The organism is Fibrobacter succinogenes (assembly GCF_902779965.1).
GTDB classification, from domain to species: Bacteria; Fibrobacterota; Fibrobacteria; order Fibrobacterales; family Fibrobacteraceae; genus Fibrobacter; species Fibrobacter succinogenes_F.
The window spans coordinates 1-16,569 of sequence record NZ_CACZDK010000051.1 but is presented as its reverse complement, the minus strand read 5'-3'; the positions used below and the strand labels follow the sequence as shown (position 1 = coordinate 16,569).

At 45.3% G+C, this 16,569-nt stretch carries 12 protein-coding genes and 3 pseudogenes; 8 read left to right on the top strand and 7 right to left on the bottom strand.

The window, feature by feature from the left end; translation table 11 throughout:
- From HUF13_RS16325 to HUF13_RS16300, 6 genes and pseudogenes are all read right to left on the bottom strand, one after another.
- Nucleotides 1–401: pseudogene (locus tag HUF13_RS16325) on the bottom strand (cysteine--tRNA ligase); the annotation flags it as partial.
- Between the two features lie 895 nt (nt 402–1,296).
- Nucleotides 1,297–1,611: pseudogene (locus HUF13_RS17680) on the bottom strand (DUF4157 domain-containing protein); the annotation flags it as partial.
- A 240-nt stretch (nt 1,612–1,851) separates the two neighbouring features.
- A complete protein-coding gene (locus HUF13_RS16315) occupies nt 1,852–2,535 on the bottom strand; it encodes a Crp/Fnr family transcriptional regulator (RefSeq protein WP_173476098.1) in 684 nt (227 codons plus the stop codon).
- Nucleotides 2,536–2,668: 133 nt separating this feature from the next.
- Nucleotides 2,669–2,989 (bottom strand): annotated as a pseudogene (gene trxA, locus HUF13_RS16310) (thioredoxin); the annotation flags it as partial.
- Nucleotides 2,990–3,233: 244 nt separating this feature from the next.
- Nucleotides 3,234–4,643, bottom strand: a complete 1,410-nt coding sequence (locus HUF13_RS16305) for an endo-1,4-beta-xylanase (RefSeq protein WP_173476096.1) — start codon at nt 4,641–4,643, stop codon at nt 3,234–3,236.
- Nucleotides 4,644–4,911: 268 nt separating this feature from the next.
- Nucleotides 4,912–6,330 carry an endo-1,4-beta-xylanase gene (locus tag HUF13_RS16300; RefSeq protein WP_173476095.1) on the bottom strand — a complete coding sequence of 473 codons (1,419 nt, stop codon included), beginning with the start codon at nt 6,328–6,330 and terminating at the stop codon, nt 4,912–4,914.
- Between the two features lie 311 nt (nt 6,331–6,641).
- Here HUF13_RS16300 and HUF13_RS16295 point away from each other — a divergent pair, with 311 nt between their 5' ends.
- From HUF13_RS16295 to HUF13_RS16275, 5 genes are all read left to right on the top strand, one after another.
- Nucleotides 6,642–7,646 (top strand): hypothetical protein, encoded by a 1,005-nt coding sequence (locus HUF13_RS16295; RefSeq protein ID WP_173476094.1) that lies wholly within the window; start codon nt 6,642–6,644, stop codon nt 7,644–7,646.
- Between the two features lie 32 nt (nt 7,647–7,678).
- Entirely contained in the window at nt 7,679–8,470 is a 792-nt protein-coding gene (locus HUF13_RS16290; protein WP_173476093.1) for a hypothetical protein, read from the top strand.
- Nucleotides 8,471–8,538: 68 nt separating this feature from the next.
- Entirely contained in the window at nt 8,539–9,339 is an 801-nt protein-coding gene (locus HUF13_RS16285) for a hypothetical protein (RefSeq protein WP_173476092.1), read from the top strand.
- 27 nt (nt 9,340–9,366) lie between these two features.
- Nucleotides 9,367–11,601, top strand: a complete 2,235-nt coding sequence (locus HUF13_RS16280; RefSeq protein ID WP_173476091.1) for a PEP/pyruvate-binding domain-containing protein — start codon at nt 9,367–9,369, stop codon at nt 11,599–11,601.
- An 11-nt stretch (nt 11,602–11,612) separates the two neighbouring features.
- Nucleotides 11,613–12,569, top strand: coding sequence for a hypothetical protein (locus HUF13_RS16275; RefSeq protein WP_173476090.1), 957 nt, complete (start codon nt 11,613–11,615; stop codon nt 12,567–12,569).
- On the opposite strand, the gene HUF13_RS16270 is transcribed toward HUF13_RS16275, so the two are convergent.
- Entirely contained in the window at nt 12,566–13,087 is a 522-nt protein-coding gene (locus tag HUF13_RS16270; RefSeq protein WP_173389608.1) for a hypothetical protein, read from the bottom strand. The genes HUF13_RS16275 and HUF13_RS16270 overlap by 4 nt on opposite strands.
- A gap of 61 nt (nt 13,088–13,148) precedes the next feature.
- On the opposite strand from HUF13_RS16270, the gene HUF13_RS16265 reads away from it, so the two are divergent.
- The 3 genes from HUF13_RS16265 to HUF13_RS16255 form a co-directional block, all read left to right on the top strand.
- Nucleotides 13,149–14,045, top strand: coding sequence for a flavodoxin (locus HUF13_RS16265; RefSeq protein ID WP_173476089.1), 897 nt, complete (start codon nt 13,149–13,151; stop codon nt 14,043–14,045).
- A gap of 5 nt (nt 14,046–14,050) precedes the next feature.
- The gene (locus tag HUF13_RS16260) at nt 14,051–14,752 is read left to right on the top strand and encodes a fibrobacter succinogenes major paralogous domain-containing protein (RefSeq protein ID WP_173476088.1); all 702 of its coding nucleotides are present in this window, start codon (nt 14,051–14,053) and stop codon (nt 14,750–14,752) included.
- 146 nt (nt 14,753–14,898) lie between these two features.
- A partial coding sequence (locus HUF13_RS16255) for a DEAD/DEAH box helicase family protein (protein WP_173476087.1) occupies nt 14,899–16,569 on the top strand: 1,671 nt, incomplete at its 3' end.

Below are 16,569 nucleotides of genomic sequence, written 5' to 3'. Positions count from 1 at the left end.
ATCTGTTCCTGGATGTGCTGCGTGGCAGGCGTCCAGCGGGTCGGTTCCTGGATGTTGAGGCGGTGCCAGTCGGCCATGAAAGCGTCGGTGTAGAACTTCGCGATGTCCCATACGGACTTGCCTTCGCGGGCTGCGCCCTTTTCCATTTTGTCGTCGCCAGAGTCAGCGTCGCTCGTCAAGTGTCCCACGTCGGTGATGTTCACGATGTGGTTCACCTTGTAGCCGTAGTAGTTGAGCGTACGGACCAAGAAGTCTTCGAAAATGTATGTGCGGAGGTTGCCGATGTGAGCGAAATGGTACACCGTCGGGCCACAACAGTACATGCGCACGGCGGGAACGCCTTCAGGAAGTGTGAAAATTTCTTTCTTACGCGATGCAGTGTTATAGAATTGAAGTGCCATTTTAAGCCTCCGGTTAGTTAATGCGGCGCGGAATGCGCCATTCGGGGAGCAAAGATAGAAAAAGTGCGCAAGGCGAGTGAGGCGCGAAAACTTGTTTTCGCATTTTTACGTGAGTTTTAGTTATTTTTTGAGATTGCAAAATCTCGTTTTTTGTTGCTATGAAAGTTTTTCATAACAGGCTGTTTTTGTGGTTATTGTTGGCGTGTATTTAGTGTTCATTGTTAACCGTGTTTTTTGCATTTCGCAGTTATGAATTTTGTCGAATCCATAGGTTGACATTTGTGTGGTCTTTTTCCGTATCAAAATTAACTTGGTCTCCTTCACGTTTTCCAACTAGTCTGTAGTTGCTGTTCCCAACTTTTAATTCAAATAAAGTTTTAGCGACGTTTAGGTATTTTATGCCGGTTGCATTTTTGGCACTCTTTGCTATCCCATTTTTCAGTGCATTTTTGTATTTATCTATTCTTTCTGTATAAGTTTTTGAAACGTCAATTTTAAATGTTATTCCATAATGTTGTATTTCTGTATCTGACATTACAATAACCTCCAGCGTTTGTTCTGGTTTCTTTTGGGCTATTATCCGTTCTACATGCATTTTGATTTTTGCTAAAGTATTGTCATTTGTATCGTCAAGAATAAAGTCGTCGATGTCGTTTTTGTTTACTAACTCACGAATAGTCTCTAGTAATTCTAGGGGGCTTCCTCCTGCAAAAGAACGACTCATTTTGTAATCTGAAGGGGGTTTGTTAAGGAGATCTGAAAGCCATATTGCTGTAAAATCTTGCAGTTTTTGTTTTGTGGTCTTATCAAATACTCCTTTAAATGTTAATGCTCGTTGACAACATTGTTGGTTTATGTTTTTTTTACATCCTCCCCCCATTTTTTTGCATTGTACAGCCTTTTCTCCCATAATATCCGCTTCATGTTCTAATTCGGCATTGTCATTAACTGGTGTTCCATTTACATTTATTGTTGGCGTCACTCTTCCCGCCATTTGTTGGGTGACATGCCAGGCTTCGTGTGGAAGCACGTGTTCTTGACCAGATGCAACATGAATATCTGTGCCTTGGGTGTAGGCTAGTGCTTGGACTGTTGCTGGTTTGGGGCTGTTATAATGTACTCGTACGTTGTCTAGCGAATATCCAGAAAGTCTTTCCACACCATTTTTTAAATTATCGGGAAGTCCCGTGTTGTTTGGATGTTGAACTGGATTTTTTGCTCGTTGGATGAAGTGGGGTGTTGCCTTGCGCTGTGATGCTTTATTTATAAAATCATTCTTACGTTGCAAACAACTTGCTTGTGCTGAATGATCGTTTACCGAATATACGTCGTTTTTATTTGCATGTGTTGCTTTGTTATTCTTTTGTATATATGTTGTTTGCATATTCTACTTTTTTTAGTTGTTTTATAGTTTGTTGATGACTTGAATATATATATTTTTTTGCCTTTTCTATACCAGCTTTTTCAGCCCTTCGGCGTTCTTGAGTACGATTTTCCCGCGTCTGATTTCGACAAACCCCTTGGCTGCAAAATCCTTGAGCATGCGGGCGACCACCTCACGGGCAGAATTCACGTCGCGGGCGATTTCTTCTTGGGTTTTCTTGATTTCGGGCTTGCCAGTGCTTTGGTAGGCGTCAATGAAGTAAGTGGCGAGGCGCTGGTCGAATTTTTTGAAGAGCATCTGCTGGATGGCCCAAATCGTTTGCGAATAACGTTCTGTCTCCTGTTCAAAGACAAATGAACGCACGTAGATGTTCATTTCCATGAGCCGGGCTGTAACGGATGAAGGAATGACGAGTACGGTCGTATCTTCTTCTGCCGAAACGTTCGCTTCAAATGTCAGCTGGTGAATGACGCACGAAGCGGTTGAAACGCAGAACTCGCCTGCGTGGGCGCGGTAGAGCGTGATTTCGCGACCTTCATCGGAAATGAGGCTGATGCGGACCCCTCCCTTGAGGATGAGGATAATCCCGAGGCATGCGGAATGGTCGCTTGTTATGATTTGGTCCTTGTTGAAACTTTTTGTCAAGGCACGTTGCGACACGAGCGCCTTCTCTTCGGAAGAAAGGTTTGCCCAAAACGGAATCTTTGAAAGAATTTGGCTGATTGGCGTTGCGTTGAGTCTTGTAATCATAAAACGCTCCCTCTTGTAATATATAAAAGTTGGCTGTTTTGGTGCGTAGAGCGAGTCTGCCTTTTGTTATTTCTTAAAGCGAAGAACCCCGCGCAGCATTCACCGGCGGGGGTTATGGGTTGAGGAGACTAGATTAAATCATTTTCAAGATTTGGTCTTTCGGGCGGACGCCGACGGAGGAGTTCACAACTTTGCCGTTTTTCATGACGACGAGTAACGGAATGCTGGATACCCGGAACATGCTTGCAAGTTCGCTTTCTTCGTCAACGTTTACCTTACCGACTTTTACTTTGTCCTTGCTTTCCTCGGCAATTTCTGCGATGGTGGGCGAGAGCATACGGCACGGGCCGCACCACGGTGCCCAAAAGTCAATCAGAACGGGCTTGTCGGAATTGAGGACTTCTTGTTCAAAGTTGTCTTTGGTGATTTGTAATTCTGCCATTGTTTTACCTCTTTTTTCTTGTTTACACCTATATTTTAGATTTTGCGGTGCGGTAAAACTGTGACTAGGTTACATTAAAGAATTTTTTATAAAAATTTTTGAAAAAAACTTCATGCGGGCGGGGCCCCAGCTCGGAGTTGCGAAGGCCGCACGGGCCCCTCCCTGCACCCTCCCCATCCTTGGCCGACGCTTTAGAATCTTAAAAATGAAAAAGTCACACTTGTTGCTGTGACTTGCTTAAAAATGTTAGTATCTATTACTTTATAGCCATTTTCTTGACAATGCTTGTGGATCCATCATGCACGCGGACTACGTAAAGTCCTTCGGCAATAGCGGATAGGTCGGCTGTGCCGTTAATGCACTTTGTACTGAATATCGGGCGCCCCTGCATGTCGAATATGTCAATTTTTGCGCTGTTCGCCTCGGTTGCGCCAGCAATGTATAATGTGCGCCCAGTAATGAATATAGAAATGTTGTTTGCAAAGACGCTAGGTTTGATTGCGTTTATGGAATCGACGCAATTCCCCGTTTTGCAACTGTCGGGCGGGTTGAGGATAGAATCTGGGTATGGCGACTTTACTTCAGAGGCGGGGTGCGCTTTTAGGCTTGCCATAACGCTGTCGAATGCGGGCTTCGGTTTGTATTGCTTATCAAAAAGGAGCGCTTGTGTCTTACCTTGCTGTTCGTCAAGCCAGCTGTGAGCATCGGTAAGTCCCCAAATCACGAATTCGCCCATGTTCGGCTCTTCGAGGAACACGTCCATGAATTGACGGTACAGGTGTCCTTGCTTGGCGTAGTCGGCGGCAGTGAGCTTGCCTGCCGAACCTTTCGGAAATCCGATGTCGAGCTCGGTAATGTTCAAAGTCACGTTGAGTTCTGCGAGTGCTTTTGCCAAAGCGCGCACATTTTGCGGTGTTGTTTCGTGTGCGATTTCAATGTGGGTTTGTGTGCCCACACAAGTTATTGGAATGTTGTTCTTTTTCCAGCGCTTGACTTGTTCCACGACAAAGCTTGCTTTGGAGCCTTCCCGCAGGCCCCATTCGAGGGAATAGTCGTTATAACAAAGTTCTGCATCCGGATCGGCTTCGTGCGCCCAGACAAATGCAGAATCCAAAAATTCAGCGCCGATGCCTTCGTACCAAACGGAGTTTGTAGAACGCCAATCGGCATTGTAATCGTCGTTGACCGCCTCGTTGACAACATCCCATTCGGCGATTTTGCCCTTCCAATGGCTGACAACTTTGGTGATGTGGTTCTTGAGTACGGCAAGCAATTTTTCTTTTTGCCCGCTGTAGTTGTTGACCCAGTTTGCGACTTGGCTGTGCCAGGCGAGAGCATGACCGCGTACGCGCAAGCCGTTTGCTTGAGCGTATTTAATCATTTTGTCGCCTTTTTCAAAATTGAATTCGTTTTCTTTCGGTTCAGTCGCGTCGAATTTCATTTCGTTTTCAGCCACGACCACGTTGAATTGAGTCTTGTGAATTTCTTGGAATTCTGGTTCGATATCATCGTTGAACCATTCGCTATTCAATATGGTTCCGATAAAGCGGCCGCGTTCCTTGGCAAGCTGTCGAATGGTTTCATCTGCGGCATTGGCGTTCATGAAGCCCGCGCCCAAAATTGCGGCACCTAGCGCAATACGTGACAAAGAATGAATCTTTCTCATTTTTTCCTCTTTACCCATTTACACCACCCCGAAAGATATATAAAACGTTTTCGAAAGTCAAATAAAAAGGGACCAGGAAAAATCCCGGTCCCTAGTTCATTAAGAGGTGAAATCTATTTAGGGAGCCTCTAAAAAATGCTTTGGTAAAGAAAATTTGAGCGAGACCAAGTGCTGGCAGGAATGAAAAGTGGTGAATACTGGAGGTATTTGCCACTTTGAATGACGAACCAGCGCGAAGTGTCGCAGCCAAATTTTTGAAAATGAGTTTTTAGAGGTGACCTTTAATGGAAATCCGTTTGGTTAAATTCGAGAATCCGCTTTGCACTCGTACCACGTAAAGGCCTTCGGCGATTGTGGATAGGTCAAAGACGCCCTTGTTGTTTTCTGCGCTAAAGATGGGGCGACCCTGCATGTCGAAAACATCCACTTTGGTGGCCTTTGCTCCGGTCACGAACAGAGTGCGGCCTGCGATATGCATGGAAATATTGCTCGGTGCGATGAATGGCTTAATGGCATCTGTCGTATCTTTTTTCGTTGAATCCTTGACCGTAGAATCTTTCTTGGTCGAATCGTTGACCACGGAATCCTTCTTAGAGGTGTCCTTGGGCGGCTCGAATGTCTGGAGTCTCACCAAGATACTGTCGAATGCGGGCTTCGGTTTCAAATTGTCGTCATAGATAAGGCCTTTTTGCCTATTCAGGCCGCCGAGCCAGCTCCATTTATCAGAAACGCCCCAAATGAGGTAAGTGTCCGCATTCGGTTCTTCGAGGATGATGTCCAGGTATTGACGGAAGGTCTGTCCCTGGCGTTCAAGGTCTTTTTTGCTGACGTTGATGCCGCTCTTGAATCCGATATCAAGTTCTGTAATTTTCAGCTTGACATTAAGTTTAGCGAGTTCCTTGGCGAGGGAGCGGAGGCTATCCGGCGAACCGATAAAATGCTTGTCGGTGGTGGTGTCTTCCACGTGAGTCTGGGAACCCACGCAATGGATAGGAATGCCGTTCTTGACCCAACGCTTCACCTGTTCCAGCAAGAAGCCGGCCTTGGCTTTCGGATTGACGCCCTGTTCAAGGTTGTAGTCGTTATAGCAAAGTTCGGCGTCGGGATCGACTTCGTGAGTCCACACGAATGCAGAGTCGATGAATTCAGGACCGATACCTTGGTACCAGACGGATTGGGTGCGCCACTGGGGTTCGTTATTGCTGATGGCTTCGTTCACCACGTCCCATTCGGCAACTTTGCCTTTCCAGTGTCCGACCACGTTTTGGATGTGGTTCTTGAGCACCTTGAGCAGTTTTTGCTTGTCGTTCCTGTAGTTGTTCACCCAGCCCGGAACTTGACTGTGCCAAGCGAGGGCGTGGCCGCGAACGCGCATGCCGTTTTGCTGAGCGTACTTGACCATTTTGTCGCCATTGTTGTAATTGAATCTGCCTTCTTGCGGTTCGGTAGCGTCGAACTTCATCTCGTTTTCGGCAACGACGATATTGAACTGTGCTTTGTGAATCTGTTCGTAATTGCCTGGAAGACCGCCGCTGAACCACTGCGAGTTCAAAATCGCGCCGATGTAGATTCCGTTTTTATCGGCAAGGGATCTAAGGGTTTCGTCTGCGGCGAAGGCGTTTGTTAGGCCTGCACCCAAAAGGGCTGTGCCAAGCACAAGACCCGCTAAAGCATGAGTCTTTCTCATTTTGTACTCCTCTTGTAATCCCTAATCCAATTAAAATCCCGTATAGAAAATAAATAAAAAGAAGAACAAAAGATGTAAACAAAAATATGCGAGATCGTAAGGGAACAAATTAATGGAGGGGCTATATAGGGGTGTTTTGGAATATTATTTTCTATATGCTACAAGTGTAGCATATAGAAATGTTTTGTAAATTTTATTGCTTATAATTTGTGATTTTTGATAGAAAATTGATGTTTTGTTGCATAAAAGTATTGACTTCTTCGGACTGCTGTTGTATATTTACGGTTGTGAAAATGGTGAAGGAGACGTTTATGAAACGAATGGTGTTGCCTCTTGGAGTGTTGCTTTTTATAATCGCTTGTGGCGATGATTCATCTAGTGCAAATTATCAATGGGCAGAAAATGGCTCGTCGAGCGAAGATGTTCAAGAATTATCTAGTTCTTCATGGATTGCTTCGAACTCTTCGAGTTCTCGCAATGACGTGAAAAATTCATCGAGTTCGATTTCCGAGAAATCCTCAAGTTCATCCCGTCGTTCCGGGCCCGATCCGGAATCCTCTTCGAGTGTCGCAGTATCTTCGTCGAGCGTCGCGATGTCTTCAAGCTCTCGCAATGACGTAAGCAGCTCTTCGAGCGTAGAAGTTTCTTCGTCCAGTGCCGCAGTTTCTTCGTCGAGTGTCGCAGAGTCTTCATCGAGCGTTGTTGCTTCTTCCTCCAGCGTTGAACTTTCCTCTTCCAGCGAAATCCTTACGGATCCTTCGAAAATTTTTGAAATACGTAAACCCGAGTCCGGCGTGCTTCCGTGTGAAATGCCTGCGGGCGGAGATTACTTTATGAGGGATACGCTTTCACAGCACGATGTCATTTGCACTTATGATTACAATGGTGAACAAGGTTTCTTGTATGTTCAGTTGACGCCAATTTCTTGTGGCGGCGGAATGTCTATTACTCCGGGGCGTTACAATGTTGACAAAGCTGAATTGTATGTCAATGGAAAATTTGCGGATGTATCGGATGTTAATTACGAATGGGGTGGTAACCACCATGTAGAAAAATTATTGTTTACGTACAAGGGAAATATTTTCCGCTATTCGCAATCGACGATGGGTTGGGGCGGACGTCCATGCCAAAATATGGACTGCTTAAAGGTCTTTGAATCCGATGGAAAAACTTATGTTGAAAACGGATGCAATGAACGTAGTCTCCCTATTGTTTGCAGAAACGTAAATTATAAAGGTGAAGTTTCCGATTTTACGGACAGTTACAAGGTTTGTGAAGGTGATCCGCGTACATTGGGCTATGAAGTTGAATACTAAATAATATTTTGAGGTAAAGAATGGGGCGCATTTTGAAAATCTGTAATTTCTTTCTCGGCTGTATAGTACTTTTCGTTATCGCGTGCGGTGACGATTCTTCGAGTGCGTTTGATGCGTGGTCCGAAAATCAGTCCAGTTCATCTTCATGGATTGCTTCGAACTCTTCGAGTTCTCGCAATGACGTAAGTAGTTCATCAAGCGAAGTCATTTCATCGTCCAGCGTTGAACTTTCATCTTCCAGTGAAATCCTTACGGATCCTTCGAAAATTTTTGAAATGCGAGTCCCGAAACTGGATGCTTACACATGCGAGGAAAAAACAAATTGGGGTGACCGCGTTTTTACAGGAACATTTTCGCAGATTGATCTTGTATGCACTTACGATTACGATGGCGAAAAAGGTTTCTTGTATGTGCAGTTAAATCCTATTTCTTGTGGGTTGGCGCTTTCCTTAATACCTGGATATGATGTTGAAAAAGCGGAATTTTATGTCAATGGAAAATTTGCGGATGTATCGGATGTCAAGTATGAATGGGGCGGAAATCATCATGTGCAAAAGTTGTGGTTTACATACAAAGGCAAAGTATTCCGTTACGGACAATCGTCATTGGGCTGGGGAGGTCGCCCTTGTCAAGAAATGGACTGCTTAAATGTCTATGAATCGGATAAAAAAACTTATGTCGCGAATGGTTGTGACGAACAGCGCTCTATTCCTATCGTTTGTAACGGAGTGAATCCAGATAAACAAATTGAAGAACAAGTTTTTGACTTTACGGATAAATTCGAAGTTTGCGAAGGTGATCAACGAACTCGAGGAAATGATTAACGCTTGTTGTGCAGTGGTTGTTTTTATAAAGAATTGGAGCATTTAGGCTGTTGGCGAGGTATATTATTATGAAAATCTGTAAATTGTTGTTCGGCGGCGTTGCAGTTTTCGTTATCGCATGCGGTGACGATTCTTCGAGTGCATCTGACGCGTGGTCTGAAAACCTGTCAAGTTCATCCGCGTGGATTGCTTCGAGCTCTTCGAACTCTCGCAATGACGTGAAAAATTCATCGAGTTCGATTTCCGTGAAATCTTCAAGTTCTTCTGCAAAAAGATTGTCGGGAGAAGTCTCTGGCGATCCACTGCAAATTTTCAAAACGAGGGTCCCGAAAAAAGCGGTTTATCACTGCGACTTAACGCAAGAAATAGGTGGCTTCGAAGGCGATTTCGACCAGAAAGATTGGATTTGCTCTTTTAAGTATGCGGGTATGGAAGGCTATGTTTATGTGCAATCTTCGCCTACGGGGTGCACTTCGCATTGGGGCTTTTACCCTGATATTGGGGTCGATTCGGCCGTGTTCTATGTCAACGGAAAGTATGAAATGCTGAATGACGTGACTTATGATTGGGGCGGAAATCACCATAACGATTCGTTCCGCTTTAGCTATGACGGCAAAGTATTTGAATATTCCCGTTCTTCAATAAATGGTTTTGCTTTTCGTCCTTGCCAAGAAATGGATTGTCTCAAAGTTTATGAGGCCGATGGTACAACGCTTATAGAAGACGGTTGCAATTTTAATAGTGATGATTTAAGCAAAGTTCGGCAACTGCCGATTGTGTGCCGTTTTGCTAATTTAGAAGATGGTTCGTTTGGTGATTTTACCGACAATTTTGAATTTTGTCCGGGCGATAGTCGTTTGCCTAATTAATGTAGAATAGTTTGTTAGGAGATTAGAATGCATTTGAGGCGTTTTTCATATGTTCAATTCTTGCTTGCGTCGCTGATGGCTGCGTTATTGGCGTGTAGCGATGACAATCCTGCACTCGTTCTTCCTTGTGATGAACAATCTGGAGAATGTGGCGATGCAATTTCTAGTTCTTCCCGTCAATCCGGCCCTGACCCGGAATCTTCAAGTGATTCTCATCCTATTTTTATCCAGAATGATGACCAATACACGGGTTTTTACAAAGAAGACGGTTATGATGCCTTCCGCAAATTATCGTATACGTCCAAAACAGAAATGGGCGCAAGCTATTTGGTAAAAATACTTATTAGCGATTTTGGTACGGATTCTGCCGAAGTTCATTTTATGAACTCGAAGAAGTTCTTTTATCATTATGATTTTGCGGAAATGGTGTTGGGTGAAACTCGCTCGCTTGCTGTTTTCAATCAGGAAACTTATTTCAGTGCGGAGAAAAATACTGTCGCTGGAACGCTTGCGTATTACGCCTCTGTGGATTCCATGATTGCATTGACGTTTTTCCCGACGGATTATATTACGCCTGTGCAAGTCGCTGCGGTTTATAAATTAGTTCAAGAACGATTGCTTTTCCTCAATTCAAAAGGTGCAAAGAATCGGCTGTTCTATATGCCAGCGGGCTCGACCGCTGAGAGGGCTGCTGCTGAATATGCCAATGAATTTAAAAAAGCGGACATTCTCGTCTTTACGCATGCGGAACTTTTTGGTGATATTCCGTATCAGATTATGAATACGGGAACGGCTTACGGCACGCTCCGCAAGCTCACCGCAGCAGAACTTGATACGGCAATTGTCTCTTCGCATGACATTCTGATTCTCGAAACGCTCCCGGCCGAAATTCCGCTGGTTGCGGCTACAATCACTAAAGATGCTCAAACACCGCTTTCGCATGTGAACTTGGCGGCGAAGGCCCGCAAGACTCCGAATGTCTCTTTTAACGGAAATGAACTCCCCGATAGTTTGCTTGCGCTTTGCGGAAAATTAGTAAAACTCGATGTCAAGGCGAACTCCTACACGGTGGGCGAGGCTACGCTTGAAGAAGCTCAAGCATTCTGGAATAAGAATGTGCGAAACCCGATAAAATTGACGTATGATTTGTCTGATTCGGGATTCATCGATTTTGCAAATCTCGATTTTAAGTCGTCAAAATCGGTGGGCGTAAAAGCGGCAAATCTTGCGGAACTCCATAAGCTGTTGCCTGAAAATTCTCCGGATGGTTTTGCGGTCCCGTTCTATCATTACAGTAACTTTATGGATTACGCGCAGGTGACTGAAGAATTGTGCGGACGCTCTTTTGAAGATTGCGGAAAAGAAGGCCGCGCGTCTGAAATTTGTACACAAGTGAAGAATGCATGCATAAGCACACTTCGGCAAGCGCAGAGTGCTGTATCTAGGGAAGCTGAGCCTGCTGTGGCTCCGCGAGTTTCTCTACGTGGCTACATTACAAATGTTATCGCTCGTGAAGACTTTAAAACGGATACGCGCCTCCGCGAAGCAATGCTCGACAACATTCGCTACATGTTCAAGCATATTCCCGTTGAAAAATCTTTTGGTGATGCTTTAGATGCGAAAGTTCGAACGCTCTACGGCGAAGCAGGTGTCCGTCTGCGTTCGAGCACGAATTCCGAGGATTTGGAAGACTTCAACGGTGCTGGGCTTTACAAGTCCGTCAAAGCGACGGCTCGTGAAAAGGATTTGCCCTCTGATGAAATTCGCAAGGAGTGGGCTTCGGTGTGGAGTTTTAAGGTGTTCGAGGAACGGACTCTTTGGAATATCGACCACATGTCGGTACAGATGGCGGTGGCTGTCCACGAAGCTTATCCAAACGAAGTGGCGAATGGGGTCATCATTACACAGAACATCGCGGACTATTCTGTGGCGGGTATTTACGCAAACATTCAAGTGGGCGAAACATCGATTACGAATCCCGAAGGCGGTGAACTCCCAGAAATCATTTCGATTATTCCTTCTCCGCCACCGGCTCGTGGCGTGCAGAGTGTGTTGTTACAACATTCTTCGCTGAGTCCCGATTCGCTGATTCTCACCGATGGCGAAATTTACCGGCTATACCAATTTGTTCAGAGAATTCAAAACCGTTTTGCGGAACTTTACAACGTATATTCCGATGCTCTTGCCCTTGACATTGAATTCAAGGTGATGGGGGAGGAACGCAAATTGATTTTTAAACAAGTTCGCCCGTATATTCTTTAAGGGGTATAGATATGAATTTGTATAAAGTATTGCCGGTTTGCTCGTTGTTTTTTATTGCTTGCTCTGATGAAAATTCCGATAGTATATTCAACGCGGAATCTGAAAATTTAACAAGTTCCTCATGGATTGCTTCGAGTTCTTCGAACTCTCGCAATGACGTGAGTAGTTCTTCTCAAAATGTCGCCCAAAGCTCCAGCGAGTGCTCCAGTTCTTCCCGTCATTCCAGGCCTGACCCAGAATCTTCCAGTTCTTCTTGGATTGCTTCGAGCTCTTCGAACTCTAGCAATGACGTGAGCTGTTCATCAAGTATTCGCAATGACGTAAATAGTTCATCAAGCATTGTTGCCCTTTCTAGCTCTGTGATTCTTGCGGCGTCCTCGTCATCTGCGACGGTTGCCGTGTCGTCCAGTAGCGAAACGCTCGCTGACCCGACGAAACTTTTCGATACCCGCGTTCCAAATCAGGAAGCTCTTTTTTGTATGGATAGCACAGCATACACGGTGTTTAAAAGATATGTTGAAGAAAAAGATCTCATTTGTAGCTTTGAATATGATGGCGACGAAGGCTTTGTGTATGTGCAGAGTAATCCGACAAAATGTATCGGAAGCGAGCTAACCCCTGTATATGATGTTCATAAGGCAGAATTTTTTGTCAATGGTTCCAAACAAGAAATTACGGATGTGAAATACTACGGTGGCGGATCGCATGGAACTTATTCAATCAGGTTTACATACAAAGGCAAAGTTTTTGATTACGGTTATTCTACGATGGGCATGGGCGGTCGCCCTTGCCAAGATGTCGATTGTATGAACGTTTATGAAGCTGACGGAAAAACTCTTGTCCAAAATGGATGCGTTAATAGAGAACGCTCGCTTCCGGTAGTCTGCCGCCATGCTAAAAAAGATGGAACTTTTACCAGTTTCGAAGATACTTACCACATTTGCGAATATGATATTTTTGGGGATTAACTCTCGCTCTGCTTTGCTTTGAACTGTTGCCTTTTAAAGTACAAAATTTTCGCCATTACAGCCAAGATAATAACGTATGGCAGCATCAGAACAACTCCGAGAAATCCGCCGCCCACTAGTATTATAAAAGAACCAATGGCAAAAATGGGAATAAATGGAGTCAGCAGAATATAGAATGCCTTTGTATCGCTAGATGTGAAGAATAGGTAATTGTAGCTGAGAATGCAGGTCCCTGACAAAAAGAGTATGATTATAGATAAAAAAATGAAAAATATAAGGAGGTCATCCCCGGTGGAGTGTGTTGGTTCATCGAAGAGGAATGGAATGAGCAATAATAGGGGTATGGATGAAGATACGATTGTGGCTATTTTGAATCTTTTTGCGGCTTTGCTGGCTTGAGTAAATAAGTCTTTATTTTGCGGTAGCTCGGATGCTTGCCGCTCTTTTTTTGTTATTGCCCATCCGAAAATAAATACGAACAGTGCAAAAATGAAAAATAGGACGATAATAAATTCCATGGGACTCCTTCGTTTTAAAAATAAATATCTTTTCATTGAAAAGTTTAATTTGGAGGTAGTTATGTCCCGTTCCTTGAAACTTACACTCGCTGTGTCAGCGGTATTTGCCGCATCGGCGATGTTCTCCGCTTGCAACAAGCAAGAAGCTGCTCTCTCTAAGTCGTTGTCCGAAGGTAACACGGATGTAGCTGTGCAAGCATCCAAGTCTGTTGTGGTCTATTTTTCTCAGACGGGATCGACTAAAAAGTTGGCTCAAATTTTCAAGGAAGTTCGCAATGCTGATGAAGTTGAGCTCCAGTTGGTAAAGCCGTTCCCTTCGACTTACGATAGCACGATTGCCGAAGTTCGTGCCGAACGCGAAAGCAGGCAGTGGCCCGCTCTCGTGAACGCAAAGGTGGAACTTGCCAAGTACGATACTGTGTTCCTTGGCTATCCGATTATGTTCGGAACGTTCACTCCGCCGATTTATACATTCCTTGAAGCGAACGATTTGAGCGGCAAGGTTGTTGTGCCGTTCTGCACATACGGCAGCGGCGGTCGCAAGGCGAGCGCAAGTGAACTCAAGACTCTTGAACCGAACGCAAACGTGACACTTGCCTATGGCATTTCTAACAAGCGAATCAATGCCGAAGGCGGTGTCGAAAAAGCTAAGGAAGAAGTTGCTGCGTTCTTTGCAAATCTCGAAACGGGCAAGACCGATGAAATGCTTATGGGCGGTTTCTCGGAACAGCGCCCACTCACAGCTGAAGATTCTGCTGTGTTTGCCGCCGCCACCAAGGACTATGCTTACTTGGGCTTGACTCCTCTCAGCGTCTCGACGCAGGTTGTTGCTGGAATGAACTACCTCTTCGTTTGCGAAATGAAGGCTTTCGGTGGCCCTGCGGAACAGGCGAATGTGAAAATCTTCAAGCCGCTTCCGGGCCGCGGTGAAGCAGAACTCATCGGCGTGGAAAAGTAAACAAGATGGCGGATCAGGTCCGCCATGACGTTGCGAGTATCAAATATGATTCCACAAGTGGATTCCTGCTTGATACTCTTGCACGTCATTGCGAGCAAAGCGAAGCAATCTATAGCATAATGAAATACATATCATCTATCCTCTTCTTAGCACTCGTCGCTTCTAGCGCATCTCTCGCAGCTCCAAAAGCCAAAAAGCAAGAGCTCAAAGATCCGCGCGATAAGCAAAAGTACCGCCTTGTCAAAATTGCCGATCGCACTTGGATGGCGGACAACTTAAATTACAAAATGCCTGGTAGCACTTGCTATAGGGAAGATGATGATAACTGCATGGTCTACGGACGCCTTTACACGTGGGAAGCGGCAAAGTTCGCCTGCCCTGCGGGTTTCCGATTGCCAACAAATGAAGATTTCGAAAGCTTGTGGAAGGCTGCTGGTGGCGACTTCAATGCCGGCTATTTGATCAAGGCAAATTATGGATGGTCCGGCGAAACGAACGGAAACGATACGCTCAAGTTTAGCGCCATGCCGGCGGGCAACATGTTCGATGACGGAACATACGGCAATGAAAGCAAGTTCGCATTTTTCTGGAGCGCAAACGTTGAAGGGAACGAAGCTTCGGTGTGGTATCTTTCGTCAAAGTCCATGGGCTTCAGCTACATGATGAAACCGAAATCTTTTGGCTTTTCGGTGAGATGTGTGCAGTAAGCGGATAGCTTCAGATTCTATCTTGCATAATCCTCGTCGTTAGGCGAGGATCTGTTTTTTAATGTCATCCCCGCTTTTTTGTCATGCCCGTGCAGGCGGGCTTCTTCTATTTTTAGAAAATAAGTTATTTTAGGGTTTAGAAATTCATGGATGAATTAAAGCCCGAAGAACAAGCTCGTGTTTTGATAGATGAAATGCTCGCCGCTGCCGGTTGGGCAGTTGTTCCTCGTTCTGAATATTTGGATGTTCCGCATGCACAGGCGGTCACCGAGGCCTTAACTAAGGGAAATAACGAAGCGGATTATCTGCTTTTCTTAGATGGAAAGGCTATTGGTGTTCTTGAGGCTAAACGTGCAGAGAACTCTTTGGGGATGCACGTTGCTGAACAAACTGCAAAGTACTCCGCAGGGACTCTTCCATGGTACCAAACTTGGACAAAACCGTTGCCGTTTCTTTTCATGTGTAATGGCGACAAGTTGCTGTTCTGCGACCGAAGGGATTTCGCCGCTGGAGAGCCTCTGGAGTTCCTTGAACTTAAAAAGATGTTCACGCCGAAAGAAGTCGCAATTCGTGCGGAACTCAAATCTGAATTTGCGAAAATGCCTGCGATTCCTGCTGTGCAGACAAAAACTAAAGCGGGCTTGCGTCAGTGCCAGTACGATGCCATCTGTAATTTGGAACTGAGTTTCAAGCATGGCAAGAAAAAGGCTTTGATTGTCCTTGCAACAGGCGCGGGAAAAACATTTACAGCGTGCACGGCGGCGTATCGCTTACTCAATTACACTCCCGCTAAAAAAGTTTTGTTTTTGGTGGACCGCAACAACCTTGGCAAACAAGCCGAAGGCGAGTTCGGGACATACAAGCTTACGGAAACAGGGATTCCGTTTAGCGATGAGTATGTCGTTCAGCGTCTCCACAACGTGAAGGATATCGAAAAGTCCCATGTGGTGATATCTACCATCCAGCGTCTTTATGCTGTTTTGACCGGGCAAACCTTTGTTGATACCGACGATGACGAATCGGAACTTGATGGTGACTCCACAAACGATCAGTCCTCCGTAAGCATTGAACTTCCGCAAGATTTGAAGGTCGCTAGAGATGCGTTCGACCTGATTATTGTGGATGAATGTCATCGCTCCATTTATGGCAAATGGAAACAGGTGCTCGATTATTTCAATACGGCTCGTGTTGTTGGATTGACTGCGACTCCGACCGAAGAAGCTTACGCGTTCTTCAACAAGAATACGGTGGTGGAATACACCCTTGAAGATTCTATCCGCGATGGCGTGAATGTACCCCCGCGCGTATTCCGAATCAAGACCCTAGTCAGTTCGCAGGGCGGGACAATCGGTCAGGGCGAACACGTAGAGCGCATTACGCTTTTGAATGGTTCCAAGCAAAAGAAAATTCAGAAAGAAGACCAAAAGTACGAAAGTACCGAATTAGACCGCAGTGTCGTGAACCCGGCACAGATTAGGCTTGTCGTTGACTCCTTTAAGCAAGCCATTTATTCGTCGCTTTACCCAGAACGTTTGAGCGATGACCCTGTCCGCAATTGGAAATATATTCCCAAGACTCTTTTCTTTGCGAAGACCGACAGCCACGCCGACAATATCATTGAGGCCATCAAACAGTCCTTTGCCGTTGAATTTGAAAAGGTGGGGCTCAAGCTCCCCGAAAAGTTCGTGCAGAAGATTACATGCAAGGCAGGGAATTCTAATCAGCTGATTTCCGATTTCAGGAACGAGAAGGAATTTCGCATTGCGGTGACGGTGACGCTTGTGGCGACCGGTACGGATGTGAAACCTTTGGAAGTC

Excerpts from the sequence above, each read along its gene's own strand:
- HUF13_RS16315 (WP_173476098.1), bottom strand. The coding sequence starts at position 2,535 with ATGATTACAAGACTCAACGCAACGCCAATCAGCCAAATTCTTTCAAAG.
- HUF13_RS16305 (WP_173476096.1), bottom strand. The coding sequence starts at position 4,643 with ATGAGAAAGATTCATTCTTTGTCACGTATTGCGCTAGGTGCCGCAATT.
- HUF13_RS16300 (WP_173476095.1), bottom strand. The coding sequence starts at position 6,330 with ATGAGAAAGACTCATGCTTTAGCGGGTCTTGTGCTTGGCACAGCCCTT.
- HUF13_RS16295 (WP_173476094.1), top strand. The coding sequence starts at position 6,642 with ATGAAACGAATGGTGTTGCCTCTTGGAGTGTTGCTTTTTATAATCGCT.
- HUF13_RS16285 (WP_173476092.1), top strand. The coding sequence starts at position 8,539 with ATGAAAATCTGTAAATTGTTGTTCGGCGGCGTTGCAGTTTTCGTTATC.
- HUF13_RS16280 (WP_173476091.1), top strand. The coding sequence starts at position 9,367 with ATGCATTTGAGGCGTTTTTCATATGTTCAATTCTTGCTTGCGTCGCTG.
- HUF13_RS16275 (WP_173476090.1), top strand. The coding sequence starts at position 11,613 with ATGAATTTGTATAAAGTATTGCCGGTTTGCTCGTTGTTTTTTATTGCT.
- HUF13_RS16270 (WP_173389608.1), bottom strand. The coding sequence starts at position 13,087 with ATGGAATTTATTATCGTCCTATTTTTCATTTTTGCACTGTTCGTATTT.
- HUF13_RS16265 (WP_173476089.1), top strand. The coding sequence starts at position 13,149 with ATGTCCCGTTCCTTGAAACTTACACTCGCTGTGTCAGCGGTATTTGCC.
- HUF13_RS16260 (WP_173476088.1), top strand. The coding sequence starts at position 14,051 with ATGGCGGATCAGGTCCGCCATGACGTTGCGAGTATCAAATATGATTCC.